The sequence below is a fragment of the Vibrio sp. 10N.286.46.A8 genome (assembly GCF_041470165.1).
Lineage (GTDB): Bacteria > Pseudomonadota > Gammaproteobacteria > Enterobacterales > Vibrionaceae > Vibrio > Vibrio tasmaniensis_A.
In genome coordinates, this window is record NZ_JBFRLX010000053.1 from 1 (window position 1) to 18122 (window position 18122).

20 protein-coding genes and 1 pseudogene are annotated in these 18122 nt (G+C 40.8%); 19 read left to right on the plus strand and 2 right to left on the minus strand.

All coding sequences use genetic code 11. From position 1 onward, the window contains the following. Window positions 1–271 precede the first annotated feature (271 nt). The 14 genes and pseudogenes from AB4232_RS06485 to AB4232_RS06550 all read left to right on the plus strand — a co-directional run bounded on the left by AB4232_RS06485 (window position 272) and on the right by AB4232_RS06550 (window position 10130). Window positions 272–916 (plus strand): hypothetical protein, encoded by a 645-nt coding sequence (locus AB4232_RS06485; protein ID WP_045101720.1) that lies wholly within the window; start codon window positions 272–274, stop codon window positions 914–916. A gap of 149 nt (window positions 917–1065) precedes the next feature. Next, window positions 1066–1653, plus strand: coding sequence for a hypothetical protein (locus tag AB4232_RS06490; RefSeq protein WP_041472788.1), 588 nt, complete (start codon window positions 1066–1068; stop codon window positions 1651–1653). A gap of 221 nt (window positions 1654–1874) precedes the next feature. Further along, complete coding sequence (locus tag AB4232_RS06495) at window positions 1875–2351, plus strand: GNAT family N-acetyltransferase (RefSeq protein ID WP_371728195.1); 477 nt, start codon at window positions 1875–1877, stop codon at window positions 2349–2351. A gap of 95 nt (window positions 2352–2446) precedes the next feature. Next, a complete protein-coding gene (locus AB4232_RS06500) occupies window positions 2447–2923 on the plus strand; it encodes a MazG-related protein (RefSeq protein WP_371728194.1) in 477 nt (158 codons plus the stop codon). A gap of 29 nt (window positions 2924–2952) precedes the next feature. Continuing rightward, on the plus strand, window positions 2953–3333 hold the full coding sequence (locus AB4232_RS06505; protein WP_009846550.1) for an MmcQ/YjbR family DNA-binding protein: 381 nt from the start codon (window positions 2953–2955) through the stop codon (window positions 3331–3333). 294 nt (window positions 3334–3627) lie between these two features. Further along, on the plus strand, window positions 3628–5046 hold the full coding sequence (locus AB4232_RS06510) for a DASS family sodium-coupled anion symporter (RefSeq protein WP_372086664.1): 1419 nt from the start codon (window positions 3628–3630) through the stop codon (window positions 5044–5046). Window positions 5047–5052: 6 nt separating this feature from the next. After that, complete coding sequence (locus tag AB4232_RS06515) at window positions 5053–6408, plus strand: ATP-binding protein (RefSeq protein WP_372086666.1); 1356 nt, start codon at window positions 5053–5055, stop codon at window positions 6406–6408. After that, entirely contained in the window at window positions 6395–6868 is a 474-nt protein-coding gene (locus tag AB4232_RS06520) for a response regulator (RefSeq protein WP_010438444.1), read from the plus strand. Before AB4232_RS06515 ends, AB4232_RS06520 begins: the two co-directional genes overlap by 14 nt. A gap of 414 nt (window positions 6869–7282) precedes the next feature. After that, complete coding sequence (locus AB4232_RS06525) at window positions 7283–7723, plus strand: hypothetical protein (protein WP_372086668.1); 441 nt, start codon at window positions 7283–7285, stop codon at window positions 7721–7723. Window positions 7724–7813: 90 nt separating this feature from the next. Further along, the gene (locus tag AB4232_RS06530) at window positions 7814–8026 is read left to right on the plus strand and encodes a hypothetical protein (protein ID WP_009846555.1); all 213 of its coding nucleotides are present in this window, start codon (window positions 7814–7816) and stop codon (window positions 8024–8026) included. A gap of 86 nt (window positions 8027–8112) precedes the next feature. Then, window positions 8113–8580, plus strand: coding sequence for a cold shock domain-containing protein (locus AB4232_RS06535; RefSeq protein ID WP_012603768.1), 468 nt, complete (start codon window positions 8113–8115; stop codon window positions 8578–8580). Window positions 8581–8626: 46 nt separating this feature from the next. Then, on the plus strand, window positions 8627–9133 hold the full coding sequence (locus AB4232_RS06540) for a GNAT family N-acetyltransferase (RefSeq protein ID WP_009846557.1): 507 nt from the start codon (window positions 8627–8629) through the stop codon (window positions 9131–9133). Between the two features lie 85 nt (window positions 9134–9218). After that, window positions 9219–9650 (plus strand): annotated as a pseudogene (locus AB4232_RS06545) (GNAT family N-acetyltransferase); the annotation flags it as partial. Further along, complete coding sequence (locus tag AB4232_RS06550; protein WP_032555233.1) at window positions 9648–10130, plus strand: tetratricopeptide repeat protein; 483 nt, start codon at window positions 9648–9650, stop codon at window positions 10128–10130. The pseudogene AB4232_RS06545 and the gene AB4232_RS06550, both read left to right, overlap by 3 nt. A gap of 93 nt (window positions 10131–10223) precedes the next feature. Here the strand turns inward: AB4232_RS06550 and AB4232_RS06555 are convergent, their stop codons facing one another. Both AB4232_RS06555 and AB4232_RS06560 read right to left on the minus strand, forming a co-directional pair. After that, a complete protein-coding gene (locus AB4232_RS06555; RefSeq protein WP_017099095.1) occupies window positions 10224–11252 on the minus strand; it encodes a methionine synthase in 1029 nt (342 codons plus the stop codon). A 46-nt stretch (window positions 11253–11298) separates the two neighbouring features. Beyond that, window positions 11299–12276, minus strand: coding sequence for a DUF1852 domain-containing protein (locus AB4232_RS06560; protein WP_009846560.1), 978 nt, complete (start codon window positions 12274–12276; stop codon window positions 11299–11301). Between the two features lie 328 nt (window positions 12277–12604). Here AB4232_RS06560 and AB4232_RS06565 point away from each other — a divergent pair, with 328 nt between their 5' ends. From AB4232_RS06565 to AB4232_RS06585, 5 genes are all read left to right on the plus strand, one after another. Beyond that, window positions 12605–13414, plus strand: a complete 810-nt coding sequence (locus AB4232_RS06565) for a sulfite exporter TauE/SafE family protein (protein ID WP_009846561.1) — start codon at window positions 12605–12607, stop codon at window positions 13412–13414. Window positions 13415–13587: 173 nt separating this feature from the next. Continuing rightward, window positions 13588–14016 (plus strand): hypothetical protein, encoded by a 429-nt coding sequence (locus AB4232_RS06570; RefSeq protein WP_372086671.1) that lies wholly within the window; start codon window positions 13588–13590, stop codon window positions 14014–14016. A 144-nt stretch (window positions 14017–14160) separates the two neighbouring features. Further along, complete coding sequence (locus tag AB4232_RS06575; RefSeq protein ID WP_372086673.1) at window positions 14161–15165, plus strand: metal-dependent hydrolase; 1005 nt, start codon at window positions 14161–14163, stop codon at window positions 15163–15165. 210 nt (window positions 15166–15375) lie between these two features. Then, window positions 15376–16992, plus strand: coding sequence for an endonuclease (locus AB4232_RS06580; protein WP_372086675.1), 1617 nt, complete (start codon window positions 15376–15378; stop codon window positions 16990–16992). A gap of 586 nt (window positions 16993–17578) precedes the next feature. Then, window positions 17579–18122, plus strand: a 544-nt coding sequence (locus tag AB4232_RS06585; RefSeq protein WP_372086677.1) for a class I SAM-dependent methyltransferase, incomplete at its 3' end; no start/stop codon positions are given.

Genomic DNA, 18122 nt, shown 5'->3' on the forward strand with positions numbered 1-18122 from the left:
GTGTAAATATTGTTCTTATTATCAATAGTAAACTTGTTTTAACAATACCACTAAGCACAGATCTCAACTTTTTTAACACTTAGTCTCGTTAGATAGGAAAACATCTACATTTTCATGTTCAATCACAAATTAGTAAGCATAAGTAATTGTTATTAAAAGAGTCAGTCGTTTAAGATAGGCTACATAAGAAACTAGACAGAAAAATCCTGCATTTAAATAAAGAATTTTTCTGTCTAATAGCTGTTATACAAAATCGATAGGCTTCATAGTAATGCAAAAAATCAAATTATTTTTAGTTCTAATTATATGCGTATTGTTTATTGCTTCAGGGGCTGTAAATCAAGGGTTTAGCGGGTTTTTTATGTCTTTACCTTTTATGATTACTTTGATTTATACGTTGAAGGGCTGTTCATTTAAAGTGAAGGTTTCTTCGATTGTTGTTGTCGCAATACTTATTACGCCATTAGTTTGGAAGCACGAAGAAAATAAAATAATATATCCTTGGATTGGAGATGAGTTTGTAGCTGATTGTGGTTGGAAAGCTGTTAAATACGAACAAAGCTATACTGGGTATAACTACGAAACATTAATACCTAAAGGTGCTAAAGTTGATGAGCAATATGTGATAAGTCAGCGTTTAATCTCTTGTGATGCCTCTTGGAAATTAATACGTGTATTTGTACATCATCCAGATTTAGGAACGTTGTATTATCCTGTGTTTTCTATAACAAATGTCGAAGCCACAATGTCGGGGTATGAGTTGAATGATGCTTTTGAGGCTAAAACGCTAAATCATAGTCAGATAAATTACTCTTATGAACTTCAATCAGAATGGACGAATAATTTGAGCTCATTAATGATGTGGCCGACAATACCAATACTGCTATTAAATGGTGTAATGGCCATTTTTGTATAACAAATTGCTAAAGACGGACAGCCAACGCGTGGCATTTTCAGTTCCAATTGGATTTGTGTTTAAGGTGCGTTGCTTTAGGTTAAGTGTTGCGTTGTCTGCCACTTAGCAAAGCGTTAGGCTAAATTATTTAAGTTAGGAGATACGACTCTATGGCAGTAGAAAGAGTTGAGGCAATTAAAACAACATATAAAGGTATTGAATACCGCTCACGAACAGAGGCTCGCTGGGCTGTGTTTTTTGATGGTATTGGAGTGCAATTTGAATACGAGAAAGAATATATAGATTTATCAAATGGTCAAAAATATCTACCAGATTTTTTTCTTCCTGAATTCAATGCATTTTTTGAAGTGAAGCCAAATTCAGACGCTATAGTCACTGAGGAATGTGTCAAAGCTCGCTTGCTTTCTCAGGACCTGGCTGATCAAGCTATTAACGTTTGGTTAGCTACTGGTGGTCCTTCAGAACAAAATGGAAATGTGATACCACTAAACCATTGGGATTTATCAGACGACATTGAGCATATTCTATCCGCTAGGGAAAACCGCTATATGTTTTATCAGGACCGTAGAGATGAAGGTATCTACTGGCTATATGCTGTAGATCATACAGATACTATGAGATCGGCATACTTTATTGGTGGTTGGGGAACAGAAACCGATCATTTAAAAGAGCCAATGATGTTCGGTCAGGTTCAGGCTGCATATCAAAGAGCTCGCGAATATTCGTTCGAAAATTAAGCATACAAGCATTTAAGTCTAAAGCTAATGAGCTTATTGGTTCGCTAACACAAAGGCTGAAGCATGAGAGCTATGCTTGATCTTGGTAAGTTGGCGATTTTATTGGCAGTGTGAATGGTTTATATTTCCATAATATCTATGTGCTAAAGGAAAATGTTGCGCTGGTACAATGCGTTACATAAATGGGCACTTGGTCGAAAGTATATGAATTAAGGATAATTATGCCGGATATCTCCCTCCAACTTGAACTTGCCAGCACTGCCGATATCCAACAGCTGCAGAAGTCTGCACTCAGCGCATTTGCAGACGATGTGGAAAAATACGGTGCGTTCCCGCCAAACATAGAATCAACAGAGTGGTTCCAAGCTGAGGTTAGTAAAGGCAACTTTTATAAAGTGCTGTACAACAGCGACTATGCTGGGGCAATTTGCGTAGAGTGTGGTGAGCAGAGCAGTATTGAGATCCGATATTTCTACATTGATGTTGAGTATCAAAATAAACATATTGGCTCTCAAGCCATGAGCCTTATTGAACACCAGTATTCGCATATCACAAACTGGACTTTGTTCACCCCTTATCAGTCCTACAGAAACCACCATTTCTACGAAAAGTTAGGCTATATCAAAGTCGGTGAAGTTCAGCCAGACCAATCAGACGATTTCAAATTGTTTGAATATTCAAAGAGCCATTTAAGTTGAAATAACGGCATAACAAACGTACACGGCATCTATAACTGATGATTGCTGCTCAATTAGATGTTTTGGTATAGGAAAAATTCAGCTAAGGGAATTAGATGAGTGAAAAAGTGAAAGTAGCACTGAAGTGGCTCAAAGAACTCTTGGATGCCGAGGGTGTTGAGTATCAAATTGTCGGAGGGCTAGCTGCAACGATACATGGTGGCAGTCGTGAGATCGCAGACATAGACCTTTATATCCACAACTTTGACGCAAACAAGGTTTTGGCTCGCGTATCGCAATTCATATCTAAGCCGTTAATTCACTATGCAGAATACGGTTGGGATCTCGAGTATTTCCAGTTAGTTTACCAAGACCAAAAAATTGAAATTGGTTTATCTCATAATACGAAGATACAGTCGGCTCTAGATGGATCTTGGCATCAACTCGAAATCGATTTTTCAGAGTCAGTCATTAAAAGCTATCTCGGTATCGAATTGCCAGTAATCCCAGTTCATCATTTAGTAGAGTACAAGCGAATATTAGGTAGGGAAGTCGATCTAATTGACATACAAGAACTGACGTTAGACATTTAATCCGAGGTTGTGTGCATAAGGAAATGAGTATGAATTACGATGAGTTTAACCATTTTTGCGGGACATTTACTGGGACGAGTCATGTCGTTCAATGGGGCAATTCAGATGTCTGGAAGGTGGGTGGTAAAGTCTTTGCCATTGGTGGTTGGAGTGATGGCAAAAAAGCGGCATTTACTTTTAAGACATCCAACTTAAATTACGATTTTCTCAGTGATTGTGAGGGTTATAAACCGGCTCCGTACTTTGCTAACCGTGGGATGAAATGGATACAGCAAGTTGAAACTTCAGGTCAATTAGACGATGACCTTAAGTATTACTTGTCTGAGTCTTATCGTATTGTTGCTAGTGGTTTGAGTAAACGTAAACAACGAGAGTTGGGCATAGAACACCTATCTGAACCACGCACGTAAATGCTTCAAGGTAGATTTCGGCGTTGACGTAATACTTTTTAATCTTTATCGACAGGCCAGTAGCCCTTTGGAAGATCCTGACGACGAGATTAATCAAGTTATATGCAACAGTAAATCACACACAAACGTAGAGGTAGCGCACAGAAACGAAAAAGGAGATATCGCGATTACGTAATCATTGATCTAGCCGATAGTGAGATAGAGATAAGAGGTCGATAATTCGTTGTCGGATCTAAATTAGAACTTTAAATCTAATTTCTAAGTAGTTGTTATCTCAGGAAGAGTTTTTGTGCTATGCGCCACTATATTAAATACATTATCCCTATTTTAATTCCTTTCATTATCCTCGTAATGCCGCTATCAGCGTTTCCATTTGAAGGCCTTACGATTATTCAACAACGCGTTATTGCGATCTTTTTATTGGCGGCATTGTGCTGGGTGTTCGAGCCCATCCCGATCTACGCGACGTCTGTTGTTATTATCGTTCTGCAATTATTGATGTTGTCGGATAAAGGGCTGATCTTTTTAAGGTTTGATCATGGGGAAGAACATTTTGGTGAGCTGTTAAAATACAGCGACATCATGGCGACATTCGCTAGCCCAATCATCATGCTGTTTTTGGGCGGTTTTTTCTTAGCGATGGCTGCCACTAAATATCGATTAGACGTAAACTTAGCTCGCGTGTTGTTGAAGCCATTTGGACAAGACCCAAAGTTTGTGATGCTCGGCTTAATGTTGATCACTGGTATCTTTTCGATGTTTATGTCTAACACGGCAACAACGGCAATGATGCTATCTATTTTAACGCCGGTACTGGCTGTGTTTGGCCCGAAAGACCCCGGTCGTATAGCGTTTGCGCTTTGTATCCCTGTTGCCGCTAACATCGGTGGCATTGGTACCCCGATCGGTACCCCGCCGAACGCTATCGCACTTAAATATTTAGTTGGCGACAACCTCATTACGTTCGGTGAATGGATGGCATTTGGTGTGCCGTTTGTCGTTATTATGATGGCGTTAGCGTGGTTTTTAATAGGCTTTATGTACAAAGCTGACCAAAAGAAAATCGAGCTAAGCATCAAAGGTAAATTCCTTAAAACGCCCAAAGCCATTGCGGTGTACGTCACTTTTGCGCTGACCATCATTCTTTGGTTAATGGGCTCAAGCCATGGTATGAACTCTTATACCGTCGCTCTTATTCCTGTCGCTGTGTTCTCACTGACAGGGATCATCAATAAAGAAGACCTGAAAAAGATTTCTTGGGACGTACTGTGGCTTGTATCAGGTGGTATTGCGCTTGGTTTAGCACTCGATAAAACTGGCTTAGCAAGGCTTGTGGTACACAGCATTCCGTTTGATGCTTACTCACCATATGTGGTGTTGTTCGGAGCGGCGTTCTTGTGTTTGGTAATGGCAAACTTTATGTCTCATACCGCAACGGCTAACTTGTTAATGCCAATTATGGCTGCATTAGGTTCGTCTATGGCTTCACTCACGCCACTAGGCGGTGAGTTAACGTTAATTCTGGTTGTGACTTTTGCTGCTTCATTAGGTATGTCGCTGCCAATCAGTACGCCACCGAATGCGTTGGCTCATGCCACGGGTCATGTGCAAAGTAATCAAATGGCCAGAATCGGTATTATTTTGGGTGTGGTTGGTGTGCTACTGAGTTTTGTTATGGTATGGGTGCTACATTCAATTGGTCACATAGGATAACGATACGTGTATCAACAAAAGCTAGAAGCACTTATCGATCGTTATTTTAATCAGACAGAACGTCGGGTGACGTGCCGTGCCGGTAACACCATTATTGAACAATCAGCGTTAAACACTCGTTTATATTATGTGTTTAGTGGAGAACTGGAAGGGTTTTATTCTGAAGCGAATACACCGCAAGTGCGAGTATTTAGCGCGGGTAGTGGGGCTTTTATAGGCGTTCACAGCTTCTTTTCAGGCAATTGGACAGCATCTTCAACGGTTGTTGCCAAAACCGATGTTGAGTTAGCGTGGATCGATAAAGACACGCCGGCAGAAGATGAACGTAAGTTTGGCCCTCTTACCGCACAGTTCACACCTGTGATTGTCAATGAGTTGTCGCGTCGTCAACGCCGCGCAACACAAGAAGCGATAGCGAAACAAAAAGCGCTAGAGAAGTTACATACTGCTGAGCAAATGACGACCTTGGGTCAATTGGCTGCAGGGATTGCCCATGAGCTTAACAACGCTATTGGTGTAGTAAATAGTAAATCTGGTCGACTTGAAACGGTCATCATGGATCTACTTGAAGAAGTGCATCCAGAAGCCAGCCAGTTTTTCGATTTTGGGTTAATGCATGGTCAGAAAACGTCGTCGTCAGAAGCGCGAACACGTGGGCGACAATTTGAAAGAAAATATGGTTTAGACAAAAACATTGCACGCTCTCTTGCAAAGGCGATTCCAATTGACGCTTCACATGCAACAGACGTTATTTCAAAACATTGGCTGAAAAACCCAGAAGAAGCGATTCGCTTTTGGCAGATGGGCTGTGATTTACATGATTTACGTTTGGCATCTAGACACACCGTTGGCATCGTAAAATCGGTTAAACAACTTGGCAGAGTTGATATTGACACCGAAGAAGCGGTTGATATTAACGACTCCATTAACCATGCCTTATCGTTGTTACAAAGTGAGTTACGTAGAGTCTCTGTGCGATTGAGCCCTGCAGATTTGCCGACTTTTAAAGGCTCGAAAACAGAGCTCGTTCAGATTTGGGTCAACATTGTAAAGAATGCTTGCGATGCAATGTCGAATTCAGACGATGCTGCAATAGAAATTCAAACCAGATTAAGTAAGAAAAGAATATTAGTTACGATCACGAATAACGGCCCTGAGATAGACGAGGTGACTCGTAGAAAGGTATTTCAGCCCAACTTCACCACTAAAAAAGGTGGTTTATCGTTTGGATTGGGCTTGGGTTTATCAATCGTTAAGCGGATTGTGGCGGGTTATGGCGGAAGTATTATTGTGAAAAGTGATGCTTCTAAAACTGTATTTAGAATCAAGTTACCAGTAGAGGGTGAACATGGAGAAGCTTAATTTAATCTGTGTCGATGACCAGAGAGAAGTACTGAGCGCAGTGGTACAAGATTTAGAGCCGCTGGCGAGTTGGCTGAATATTGAAGATTGTGAATCAGCACAAGAAGTGCTTGATCTCATTGATGAACTTGACGCAGAAGGCGAACACATTACCGTCATCGTGTCTGATCATGTGATGCCAGGGAAAACGGGTGTGGAGTTACTCACTGACGTGTTTCATGACAGCCGCTTTCCGAATACAAAGAAAATTCTTCTTACGGGGCAGGCCACTCATACCGATACAATCAATGCGATTAATGCAGCAGGCATCGACCGTTACTTTGAAAAGCCTTGGCAAGCAAGCACATTGGTTGAGTGCATTCGTACTCTTGTCACTGAGTACATATTTGATCAAGGGCTTGATTACACGGACTATCAGAATGAGCTCGACCAGCAGGTTGTGTTGAGACGCTTACGTTAGGCTATTGCGTTAGCCATTTACGTTAGGTTCTTACGCTAGTCACTTATGTCAGTCGCTTGAAATTATATGCACCGAAGGACGCTTTCTGAAGGGTTTTTTCTTTGAAAGATGTAATCTTTCGGTGCATATATTACCTATCTCTTTTAGTCGTTCAGGTTTTAGTGCTCAGTTATTAACACACTGGTAGCTGGCTTCAGTCTAAAATTCATGCGCTACGCTAGCGGATGCGTTGTGTTTTCTTCACGAACGATTCCCTGAACATACAGCAGAACTTCGTACGATGCCGCTTTCTCTATATTCAACATTTGAATGCAATTTGTGGAATATATCAAAATTAATTAAATTGATAGTAAGTTATTATTTTTCATTATGTTAGGGTTCTTTTCTTAAGGTCAGTGGATTAGGAAGAGGCTCATGAAAAAGGGATTTGTGATAGCGATATCAATCGGCTTTGTTGTCTTCTTCTTTGTTGGTCGTGAACTCCAGTGGTTCGGGTCCAGTAATTCCGAGTCGTTTCCTAAACTTCCTGATAGTCCCCAATTTGTTCCTTCTACCGATTTCGACGGTGAGTGGCTAGGCCGCCGTATTAACACCACTGGCAATAATATGTGTGAACGCACAACCATCACCGGAAGCATTCGTGGGGGTAAGGCTACTCTAAGGCTTACCTACAACGGAACACCGTTAGAGGGCTGGGTTACGGAAAGCGGCGACTTACGTTTATATGCTAAACATCGCCAATGGGATTATCGTTTTTCCGCACATGGCACTGGCAATAGATTTGATGGTCGTTGGCATTTAACCAATGGCCCGTGTAAAGGCACTTGGTTTATAGAAAAAGCCAACGACATGTAGGGCTATAAACGCATTATATACTTGGAATAACTTAAACAATATCCACACGCATGTGTACGATTTAGTTTAAAGATATAGATAGGAAAGCCCATGAGGATTGTGATTTTTATCGTTACAGTGATTTTAGTTAAATCAATTGAAGCAAAGTTTGGGCACACCTATAACATCTTTTCAGATCCACTTGATATCAAGTTAGCCGCTCTTGATTTTGTCTTGTGGGTTTCAGTCTACTTTGGTTTATCTTTTGTTTATGAGAAGGGCAAAGGCATCCTGACTAAAATGGGTAAAGTTAAGAGTCCTTAATGGGAAAACTTGAACCCTATTAAGCGTAACGGAATATTGTTAGTGATTTGAACTAAGACCAAGAGACGGTTTGGAGAGGAATAGTTATGAATGGAAAAATTGTTCGATGGGTTGATGAGAGGGGGTTTGGATTCATCAACTCAGATGAATTAAAGGGCGATATTTTTGTTCATATATCCAAATTTCGAAAGGGTTATCGTTCTCCAAAAGTGGGAGATAGCGTTGAATTTCAACTATCACATAGTTCTTCTAAACTCAGCGCTTCGAGTGCTCAGTTAGTTGGTATAGAACCACTCAAATCCAATCCTTTATCACTTATTTTGTCTGCACTTATCGTTGGTCTTATAGGGGCAGCTTTTTATCTTTTTTTGTTAGAGCCAAAGTTAAATCCGGCATATGAGAGTATGGGTTTTAGCTGCCAAGGAAAAATGTACTGCAGTGAGATGTTATCTTGTGATGAAGCAAAGTTTTATTTGGCAAACTGTCCCAATGTGAAAATAGATGGTGATCGTGATGGTATTCCTTGCGAGAGTCAGTTCTGCAGTCACTATTGATGCCTGTTTACTAGTCATTCAAAATAGACAACTAAAAGGACATTACATGGAAATCAGAGTAGGGACATTACCTGATATTGCAGGCATCACCGATATCTTCAACTTTTATATTGAACATACCAATGCGCGCTTTGAAGAAGAGAAGTTGTCGTTGGAAAATCGCCAGCAGTGGTTTTCTCAATTTTCTAGTCAAAGTAAATATCAACTTTATGTCGCGACAGAAGGTGATGCGTTATTAGGCTTCGCGTGTTCTCAGCAATACCGGGTTATGTCGGCATTTGAAGATACCGCAGAGGTCACTATTTATCTTGCGACAGAAGCTCAAGGTAAAGGCTTAGGCTCTAAGCTTTATTCTCAGCTATTTGCATCGATTAGTGATTATGGTGTTCACCGCGTACTCTCAGGTGTTGCTTTACCTAATGAGGCTTCAATTGCACTTCATAAACGTTTTGGATTTCGAGAAGTCGGAGTGTTCAATGAATATGCGAAGAAAAACGGTCAATACATCAGTTCAATGTGGTTAGAGAAGGCGTTAACCAAGGAACCAGATTGATTAGGATGGTTTAAACACGATGCAATACTCTTGGTACTTAAATTACGTATTGCTCAATGTTTGATTTAGAAACAAAGGACAGAGTATGGAAGTAAGGTTAGTCAAAGGTTCAGATCCTATGTTCGCTGAATCGATCACCAAAACGAATATGGCGAGTTACTACCAAGCTCGTGGCATCGCTTGGGGTCATAGTCAGTTTTTACGTAGCTGGGATGAACTGGATAACTATGAAGTTTATTTAGGGGATAGCCGTATTGGTGTTATCCGCTTCAGTTACAACTGTGATACAACGTTTCTTAGGGACTTGCAGATATTAGCTGAATATCAAGATAGAGGCTTTGGTTCTAAGTGTCTCGATTTAGCTATTGAACATGCGAACAATCAATCATCGGCTCAGTTAGTGTTGCGAGTGTTCAGTGAGAACCCCGCTATTAAGCTTTATCAATCAAAAGGTTTTACTCAGTTGTCTGAAGTGAAAGGACTCGTTGAAATGGAACTGATTTTAGGAAGAACTATGGACACCATTATCAAACAAGCAATCGAATTGCGAAAAGAAGAGAAGTACCAAGAGTCACGTGACTTGTTGGCAACGCTACTCACTGATGAAAATTATGCCGCGAAAGCGCACTTGCAGATCGCGTGGTCTTACGATAATCAAGGTAAAGAGCGACAGGCGATTGAGCATTATGTGCTATCTCTGTCTGGCGTGCTTTCTTCAGTAGAGCGTTTTGATGCGCTGTTCGGTTTGGCGAGTACTTATCGAAGCCTTGGTCTTTATGCAGAGGCTTTAGGCTATTTCGAACAGACTATGGCTGAATATCCTGACTCGATAGAGGTGAAACCTTTCTACGCAATGTGTTTGTACAATTTGGATCGCCATAAAGAGGCGACGTCGCTGTTACTTGAGCTTTTGGTATCTACGACTAATAGCGATGCGATTAAAGAGTACCAACGCGCGATCTCTTTATATGCTCAAGACTTAGATAAAACCTGGTAAGCCGCTGCTTATAAAGATCATGTACTAATATAGAAAAAGCCTAAGTATTAATAGGATACTTAGGCTTCAAGAATTCGGTTTTAGTTTAAACCGTTACTCTGAAAGTTCTTTACGAACGATCTCTGCGCCAGCGCTTAGCGCATTGAGCTTAGCTGAGGCAATTTCACGAGGAAGGGGAGCCATGCCGCAGTTGGTGCACGGGTAGAGCTTATCGGCATCAACATACTTCAGTGTTTCTCGTAGAGTGTCGGCAACTTCTTCTGGTGTTTCAATTGAATTGGTTGCAACATCGATAGCACCGACCATGACTTTCTTGCCTCGAACGAGCTCAAGCAATTCAACCGGCACATGAGAGTTATGACACTCTAATGAGATGATATCGATATTCGACTGCTGAAGCTTAGGAAATACCTCTTCGTATTGGCGCCATTCGGTACCTAGTGTCTTTTTCCAATCCGTATTTGCTTTGATGCCATAGCCATAACAAATATGAACTGCAGTTTCACACTTAAGCCCTTCAATGGCTCTTTCTAAACAAGCAATACCCCAATCGTTCACGTCATCAAAAAATACGTTAAACGCAGGCTCATCGAACTGAATAATATCAACACCAGCAGCTTCTAACTCTTTTGCTTCTTCGTTAAGGATTTTTGCGAACTCCCATGCTAGCTTTTCACGGCTTTGGTAATGCGCGTCGTAAAGCGTATCTATCATGGTCATTGGCCCCGGTAGAGCCCACTTAATTGGTTGATCCGTTTGCTGGCGTAAGAACTTAGCATCTTCGACAAAAACCGATTTTTGACGAGAAACAGGGCCAACGACTGTTGGTACACTCGCATCGTAACGGTCGCGAATTTTAACGGTTTCACGCTTCTCAAAATCCACGCCATTCAGGTGTTCAATGAAGGTTGTTACAAAGTGCTGACGTGTCTGTTCGCCGTCACTCACAATATCAATACCGGCTTGTTGCTGGTCGTGAAGAGAGACACGTAGCGCGTCTTGTTTGCCGTCGGTTAATTCGTCGCCTTCCAGTTTCCATGGAGACCAAAGTGTCTCTGGCTGTGCTAGCCAAGATGGCTTAGGTAAGCTGCCTGCTGTTGAAGTCGGTAATAATGTTTTCATAACGTATACTGCCTATCCTTGGTGATTTAAGAGCGCAATTGCTCGATTAAAGCGCGTAGTTGGCAGACCAGTTCTCTAGAACTGACTGGTATGGCTTAATGAAAGTCTCTTCTGCGAATTTACCTTGTTCGATAGCTAATTTGCTTCGTTCTTCTCGGTCATACACGATTTGAGTTAGCGAGTGATCCAAGTTTTTCAAGTTTGGTTGGTAGCAGTTACCTGCAACCGCATTCGCGTTGTAAATCTCAGGACGGTAGATTTTTTGGAATGTACCCATGGTGCTGATGGTGCTGATAAGCTCTAGGTTTGAGTAATCGTTCAGTAGATCACCAAAGAAATAGAAAGCTAGAGGTGCAACACTGTTTGGCGGCATGAAGTAACGAACCTGTAACCCCATCTTCTTAAAATATTGTTCAGTTAAAGAAGACTCATTCGGTTGGTATTCAAAACCTAATACTGGGTGTTGGTTTTCAGTGCGGTAATAGGTTTTATTATCTGACACGCTTAAGCAAATAACAGGTGGCTTATTAAAGTTCTTTTTGTAAGCGTCAGAGTTAACGAAATATTTAAAAAGCTTGCCGTGTAAATCACCAAAATCTTCTGGAATGCTGAATTTATCTTGGCCTTTATTATGATCCAATAGACGTACGCTAAAGTCATAATCTCGAACATAAGAAGAGAAGTTATTTCCGATAATGCCTTCAATACGCTCGTTGGTTTTACGGTCCAGAATATTGGTTTTCAGTACTTCAATGGAAGGGAATGCTTCGCCGTTGCTTTCAATGTCCATATCAACAGAAATGATTTCAAGCTCTACAGAGTAACGGTCGCCCTTTGGGTTGTCCCAGTGTGCTAATGCGTTGAAACTGTTGTCAATCATCTGCAGTGCATTGCGCAAGTTTGCTTGGCGGCTGTCACCACGCGCCAAGTTAGCGAAGTTGGTGGTGATACGTGTGCTGTCCGCAGGTTGATAGTTCTCGTCGAGGCTAATGCTCTTAATTGTAAAATTAAATTCTGTATTCATGTTGATCTGATATCCCAATCTGTTGTCTGACTTTCGCGGTCTTTAGAATTAAAATTGCTTTTATTTTTGCTTGTGACCGGATTAATAGTTGAAGGCAATACTGTATGAAAAATTAATACGGTATTAAGTTAATCGCTTGGTATTTTTATACTTGGTTCGATAAATGATTAACAATGGTATTCCTTCACATTCAACATGAGGAATATTCATGATCTATTATGTTTGAAAATATTAGGTGGTGTCAGTTATATTAATTGGCTTGATGGAAATATAACCACATTAATAGTGTGTTATTTAAGACAATTAATTTAATTAAGAGATGGATGAAATGAGTGAGTTGCTGTTGTTGATTTTATACTGTGCATTATTAGGCAGTGGTGTTGGTTTTCTTGCCGGACTTTTGGGGATTGGCGGAGGGCTTATCATTGTACCTGTGTTAAGCAGCATTTTACTTCACTTAGAAGTTTTACCTGCTGACCAAGTGGTCGTTGCAGCGATTGCGACTTCCTTGGCATCAATTTTGTTTACCTCAACTTCCTCTGCGCTTGCTCACCACAAAAATGGAAACGTGCCTTGGGATTTGGCACCTTGGATCATGTTGGGTGTTGCTCTGGGTGCATTGATTAGTGGCTTTATGGCGGCTCTTTTACCGGAAAAAGTTGTTCGTATTGTGTTTGCCGTAAGTGTGGTTCTTATTGCGATCAAGATGTTCTTAAGCAGCAAAAATGACGCGCCTAAAGAACGAAAGCTACCGAACAAGGGCGTACTAACGGTTCTTACAACCATTACGGGCGGCTTGTCAGCCATGATAGGCATTGGTGGTGGGGCATTGCTGGTTCCACTATTGACGTTCTTCTCTGTCGATATGAAAAAGGCCATTGGTTGTGCGTCGGCTTGTGGCATTGTGATCGCATTATTTGGGTCTATCGGTTATATCACCTCGGGCAGCAGCCACTTTGCTCTAACAGAAGGTTTTGCTGGCTTTGTTTATTTGCCTGCGCTGCTAGGCATCGTGTGCACATCTTGGTTTACAGCTCCGCTAGGCGCAAAAGCAACTAACCATTTACCGGTTCCAACGATTAAGAAGATCTTCTCAGTACTGTTGGTGGTTATCGCAGCAAGTATGGTTGCTCGTTAATTAAAGAATTCAGTAACCTGTAACTGATTCAGTTTCTTTATTCATTAGACATTTAGGTGCGAAAAAATGCATGTAAATGTCTAATTGCGATCTGAGCCCTTCAATAACATGAGTTACTCCTTTTAATGCGTCATAGTTCATAATAAGGTTGTTCGCGTTTAATAAATATTCAAATGTGGTCAAGCACTTATCTAAAGGAGCGAGTGATGGCACGAGAAATTTCATTTAAGGGCAACGGCCCACGTTGGAACGTGGCTCTATCAATGATAATAAGTTACGTGATCGTATCTTTAGCTATTAACTTGTTTTATCAGACTGAGCTCCAGTTTTTTCCTTTCGTTACGTCTATCTTAATCATGATCGCTGTCTATGCTTTGGTCTCTAAGTTCACCCGAAGACATTTATCTTTAGTCGGTGAAGAGATACATCTACATGACGTTAAAGCGAACTTGGTGATCAAAAACTCTGTCTTTTCTCGTCAGTATATTCAGGTTAAATCACTGACTAAAAATGGCTATTACAAAGTGAATGTTCACAAAGGACAGGTTGATAAATCTGATTGGGAAATGCTGTTAAGCAAGACCACACAGCAAAACGTTTAACGCTAACTCTTCATGGAAATTCATTAATATCAGGGTGTTTTATCAACAGTATTATCTTGATAAAACATTGTTATTTAACTCAATTCACTGCTATAGCTAAATGTATCTTGTTTGATTCAACGGAATGCTATCAATGAGTGATTTATGGATCCTTTAACGCAGGGCGTGTTAGGCGCTTCTTTGTCACAATCGGCAAGCAAAAAACAATATGTGGTTGTTGCTGGGGTATTAGGGCTACTCTCAGGATTGGCTCCAGATTTAGATGCACTGATTAAGTCTCAAAGTGATCCTTTGTTGGCGTTGGAATTTCATCGACAATTTACCCATTCACTCTTCTTTATCCCCATTGGCAGTTTGATCTGTGCCTTGGTTCTACATCATCTGATTGCAAAAAGGCGCGGGCTTACTTTCAAACAAAGCTGGCTGTTTTGTGCTCTGGGTTATGGCACTCATGCACTGTTAGACGCTTGTACCACTTATGGCACGCAGTTACTTTGGCCTTTCACCAACGCGCGTTTTGCTTGGAATACCATATCAATCATCGATCCTGCTTATACGCTTCCCATCCTAGTGTTGCTTGTGTGTGCAACGTTGAAACGAGCGCCTTGGCTAGCGCGTGTCGCATTTGCTTGGGCGTTAATTTATCCAACATTAGGGATGATTCAACGAGACAGGGCAGAGGCGGTTGGCTGGCAATTAGCGCAAGAAAGGCAACACTCACCGATTCGATTAGAGGCAAAACCAAGCTTTGCTAATATCTTGGTGTGGAAAGTGGTGTACGAAACAGAGGCTCAATATCATGTAGACGCCGTGCGGGTTGGCACATCGGTAAACGTATACCCTGGAGAGTCGATTGCGAAACTGAATGTTAGCAGGGATTTGCCTTGGCTTGACCCTGATTCTCAACAAGCCAAAGACATTGAACGTTTCCGCTGGTTCTCAAATGGTTATATTGCTCAGGACCCAACAGACGATCTGCGTATTATCGATGTCCGATATTCAATTGTACCGAATCAAATGAAAGCACTATGGAGCATCAAGCTATCAAAAGCAGTTGATGCAAACACGCATGTAAAATACGAAACGCATAGAGACAATACACCAGAATCGAGACAGCTCTTCTTCGCTATGCTCACTGGCGATAAATGATCTAGTTCTGAAAAGTACAAAGGCTGAGTCAGATAATCTGCTCAGCCTTTTTTATTCGTTTGTTTAACAGGTCGATGTTGCATTGCTTACATCACATATATTAATAAAACTGATAGTGCTTACATTTATAAGTGTGATTTATGTCTCTATCCATCTTTTGAATACTTTCTAAGCTTAGTTGGTTTTTTATCTAATTAAACAGAAGGTTATATGATAAATAGAATAATAACACTAAGTGGCGTTGCATTACTTTGTTCAGCGAGTGCGCATGCGCAAATGCAAAATGGAAGTTTCGAAAGCTGGGAAGGAAACGTACCATCTGGATGGAGTGTGATTGACTCCGGCATTGCAGTTTCACCCTCTAACGTACCCGTTAATAACGGCAGTTTCTCTGCGCAAGTAACAGTGAATACAGGCACTCAAAGTAATACCGATTTTCTGCAAACGATAAGTGTTGAACAAGGGAAAACTTATGATTTCTCTGTCGATGTTTACCATACGGAAGGCAACGTGAAAGCTCGCCTTTTTGTTGATGGCTATTTAGGCTACTCGAATAATGGTTTAACGAATCAGTGGCAAGCATTGACTCACTTGTACAGCGCTACGAGCACTAAAGATATCGTTGTGGGCGTACGATTTTATGATGATGCAGGTTTTGATGGCTCGGAAGTGGTGTATTTAGATAACTTTCAGCCGACGGAGACTCCACCCACACAAAGCTGCAATGACACAAGTGCCGCACTCACGCTAGTGACGGATAACTATGGTTCTGAAACCAGTTGGTCTCTCAAAAACTCAGTTTCTCAAACTCTTTATTCTGGTTCAGACTATCAAAATAACACCATCAATGAAGTGGAAATGTGTTTAGCGGATGGTAGCTACATCCTAGAAGTCTTAGACTCTTATGGAGATGGAATGTGCTGCAGTGTGGGGAATGGTTCATACAGTTTATCGGTAAACGGAATCGTTGTGGCATCTGGTGGTGATTTCCAAGCAAGTCAGAGTACAGAATTTACAATTGGTGGTTCAACTACACCACCAACTGAACCACCAGTTTTAGGTGAGTATTATAAAGACGCTGAAGGCAAAGTGGGCTTTGCGTTAAAAACGGCCTTATATCAAATTATTGATAATCAAAGCAGTCAGGGTTACACCGCTATTTGGACGTTGGTGTCTGAGGCTGACCTAGACGCATACTATGACACTGATGGGTCGATTCTCGATATGTATTCGGAGAAACCTTCAGGCTCTGATTCAATCCAATTTACTAAGGTGGCCGATCAATGTGGTCAATACAGCAAAGAAGGTGATTGCTACAACCGTGAGCACTCATTCCCGAAAAGCTGGTTTGGAGGGAAAGTCGAGCCAATGAACTCTGACGGTCACCATTTATTTGCCACTGACGGCTACGTTAACTCGAAACGTAGTAATTGGCCATTTGGTGAGGTGAGTAGCGCGACATACACATCAAGCAATGGTTCTAAGTTAGGCAGCGCAGCGAACTCTCTTGGTTATGTGGGTACGGTGTTTGAGCCAATTGATGAGTTTAAAGGTGATTTCGCAAGAGCATATTTCTACATGGCAACACGTTATGAAAATGAAATCGCTAATTGGGAAGGGAACTCTACAAGCTCTGATGCCGTTCTGGATGGAACCAATACAACCGTTTTTGAACCTTGGCTACTTACTATGCTAAAGCGTTGGCATTCTGAAGACCCAGTAAGCCAAAAAGAAATCGACCGAAATAAGGCGGTACATGATTTTCAAGGGAATCGTAATCCGTTTATTGACCATCCAGAGTTTGTAAGCCAAATCTGGGGAAACTAGTCGGAATATAACCACCATGACAATGGCTTCATGATTATTGAATTGAGCCCAACCCTTTGTTTGGGCTTTTTTATTGAGGGGCATTAGAGAGCATGATTTTAAATATTTGAAAAAGCATATTGTCAGAAGACCCGTATACTTGTCAGTGGTCTGCACCATCAATACTGGACGCTACGTTAAGCGACTTTCCATACCTTTAGTTATCTCTGAATTGTTAATTTAGGGGAAGCTGTAGATCATTTATGCCCAAAAGTGAGCCAGAGAGGGATTGAACTCAGTTTTAAACCCTGCAACTTGCCTTACTTTTCCTCATGCCTAGAGATCCAACAATGTAGCTAAATTTTCTAATCCACAACAGACTGATCTTAAATCACAGTTACGCACGAATATGTTGTTCAACTATTTCTCGGCTATTGAATAGTAGAGAACTAAAGGGGAGTTTTTGATTGATAACGTGCCTTGAATCGGAAGCAATGTGTGCTGGCACGTTATTAAAATGTTATATTTCTTATCTCTGGTATGATTTGCAATCTTCACTTTTTAGTATAAATTGCACTTTAATAATTTATAACTATATGAAATTAACATGAATCAAGAAGCCTCAATTGCTGGACAAGCGGTTTACTCGAAGAAAGTACTATCAATATACGATTTCTGGGTTTTAGGAGTATCAAATAACTATTTTTGGAAATGCCCAACTAGACTTATTAGTGAGCAATTTTCAATGTTAGTTTCATCTAATCATTTAGATGTTGGCGTTGGCTCAGGTTATTACCTTAAGAATTACCTACCACAAACAACAAAACGTATCGCTTTGCTAGATTTGAATGAAAATAGTCTTGATACAACCTCAAAAGCAATTAGTCATTTTCAACCTGAAGTTTACTGTGGGGATGTACTTGAGCCTCTTGAATTAAGTATCGAAAAATTTGACTCAATTAGTGTTAATTATTTACTTCATTGTTTGCCTGGAAATTTAATTGGTAAAGGCATTATGTTTAAGCATTTAAAAAGCCATATGAACGAAGGTGGGGTTTTGTTTGGTAGTACAATTTTAGGTAAGGGTACGAAACTGAATTTTTTCGCTAAAAAATTGATGGGTGTTTACAATAAGAAAGGCATATTTAGTA

Bases quoted from the DNA above. Each gene is read 5' to 3' on its own strand.
- AB4232_RS06485 (WP_045101720.1), top strand. From the start codon at position 272: ATGCAAAAAATCAAATTATTTTTAGTTCTAATTATATGCGTATTGTTT.
- AB4232_RS06490 (WP_041472788.1), top strand. From the start codon at position 1,066: ATGGCAGTAGAAAGAGTTGAGGCAATTAAAACAACATATAAAGGTATT.
- AB4232_RS06495 (WP_371728195.1), top strand. From the start codon at position 1,875: ATGCCGGATATCTCCCTCCAACTTGAACTTGCCAGCACTGCCGATATC.
- AB4232_RS06500 (WP_371728194.1), top strand. From the start codon at position 2,447: ATGAGTGAAAAAGTGAAAGTAGCACTGAAGTGGCTCAAAGAACTCTTG.
- AB4232_RS06505 (WP_009846550.1), top strand. From the start codon at position 2,953: ATGAATTACGATGAGTTTAACCATTTTTGCGGGACATTTACTGGGACG.
- AB4232_RS06510 (WP_372086664.1), top strand. From the start codon at position 3,628: ATGCGCCACTATATTAAATACATTATCCCTATTTTAATTCCTTTCATT.
- AB4232_RS06520 (WP_010438444.1), top strand. From the start codon at position 6,395: ATGGAGAAGCTTAATTTAATCTGTGTCGATGACCAGAGAGAAGTACTG.
- AB4232_RS06525 (WP_372086668.1), top strand. From the start codon at position 7,283: ATGAAAAAGGGATTTGTGATAGCGATATCAATCGGCTTTGTTGTCTTC.
- AB4232_RS06530 (WP_009846555.1), top strand. From the start codon at position 7,814: ATGAGGATTGTGATTTTTATCGTTACAGTGATTTTAGTTAAATCAATT.
- AB4232_RS06535 (WP_012603768.1), top strand. From the start codon at position 8,113: ATGAATGGAAAAATTGTTCGATGGGTTGATGAGAGGGGGTTTGGATTC.
- AB4232_RS06540 (WP_009846557.1), top strand. From the start codon at position 8,627: ATGGAAATCAGAGTAGGGACATTACCTGATATTGCAGGCATCACCGAT.
- AB4232_RS06550 (WP_032555233.1), top strand. From the start codon at position 9,648: ATGGACACCATTATCAAACAAGCAATCGAATTGCGAAAAGAAGAGAAG.
- AB4232_RS06555 (WP_017099095.1), bottom strand. From the start codon at position 11,252: ATGAAAACATTATTACCGACTTCAACAGCAGGCAGCTTACCTAAGCCA.
- AB4232_RS06560 (WP_009846560.1), bottom strand. From the start codon at position 12,276: ATGAATACAGAATTTAATTTTACAATTAAGAGCATTAGCCTCGACGAG.
- AB4232_RS06565 (WP_009846561.1), top strand. From the start codon at position 12,605: ATGAGTGAGTTGCTGTTGTTGATTTTATACTGTGCATTATTAGGCAGT.
- AB4232_RS06570 (WP_372086671.1), top strand. From the start codon at position 13,588: ATGTGGTCAAGCACTTATCTAAAGGAGCGAGTGATGGCACGAGAAATT.
- AB4232_RS06575 (WP_372086673.1), top strand. From the start codon at position 14,161: ATGGATCCTTTAACGCAGGGCGTGTTAGGCGCTTCTTTGTCACAATCG.
- AB4232_RS06580 (WP_372086675.1), top strand. From the start codon at position 15,376: ATGATAAATAGAATAATAACACTAAGTGGCGTTGCATTACTTTGTTCA.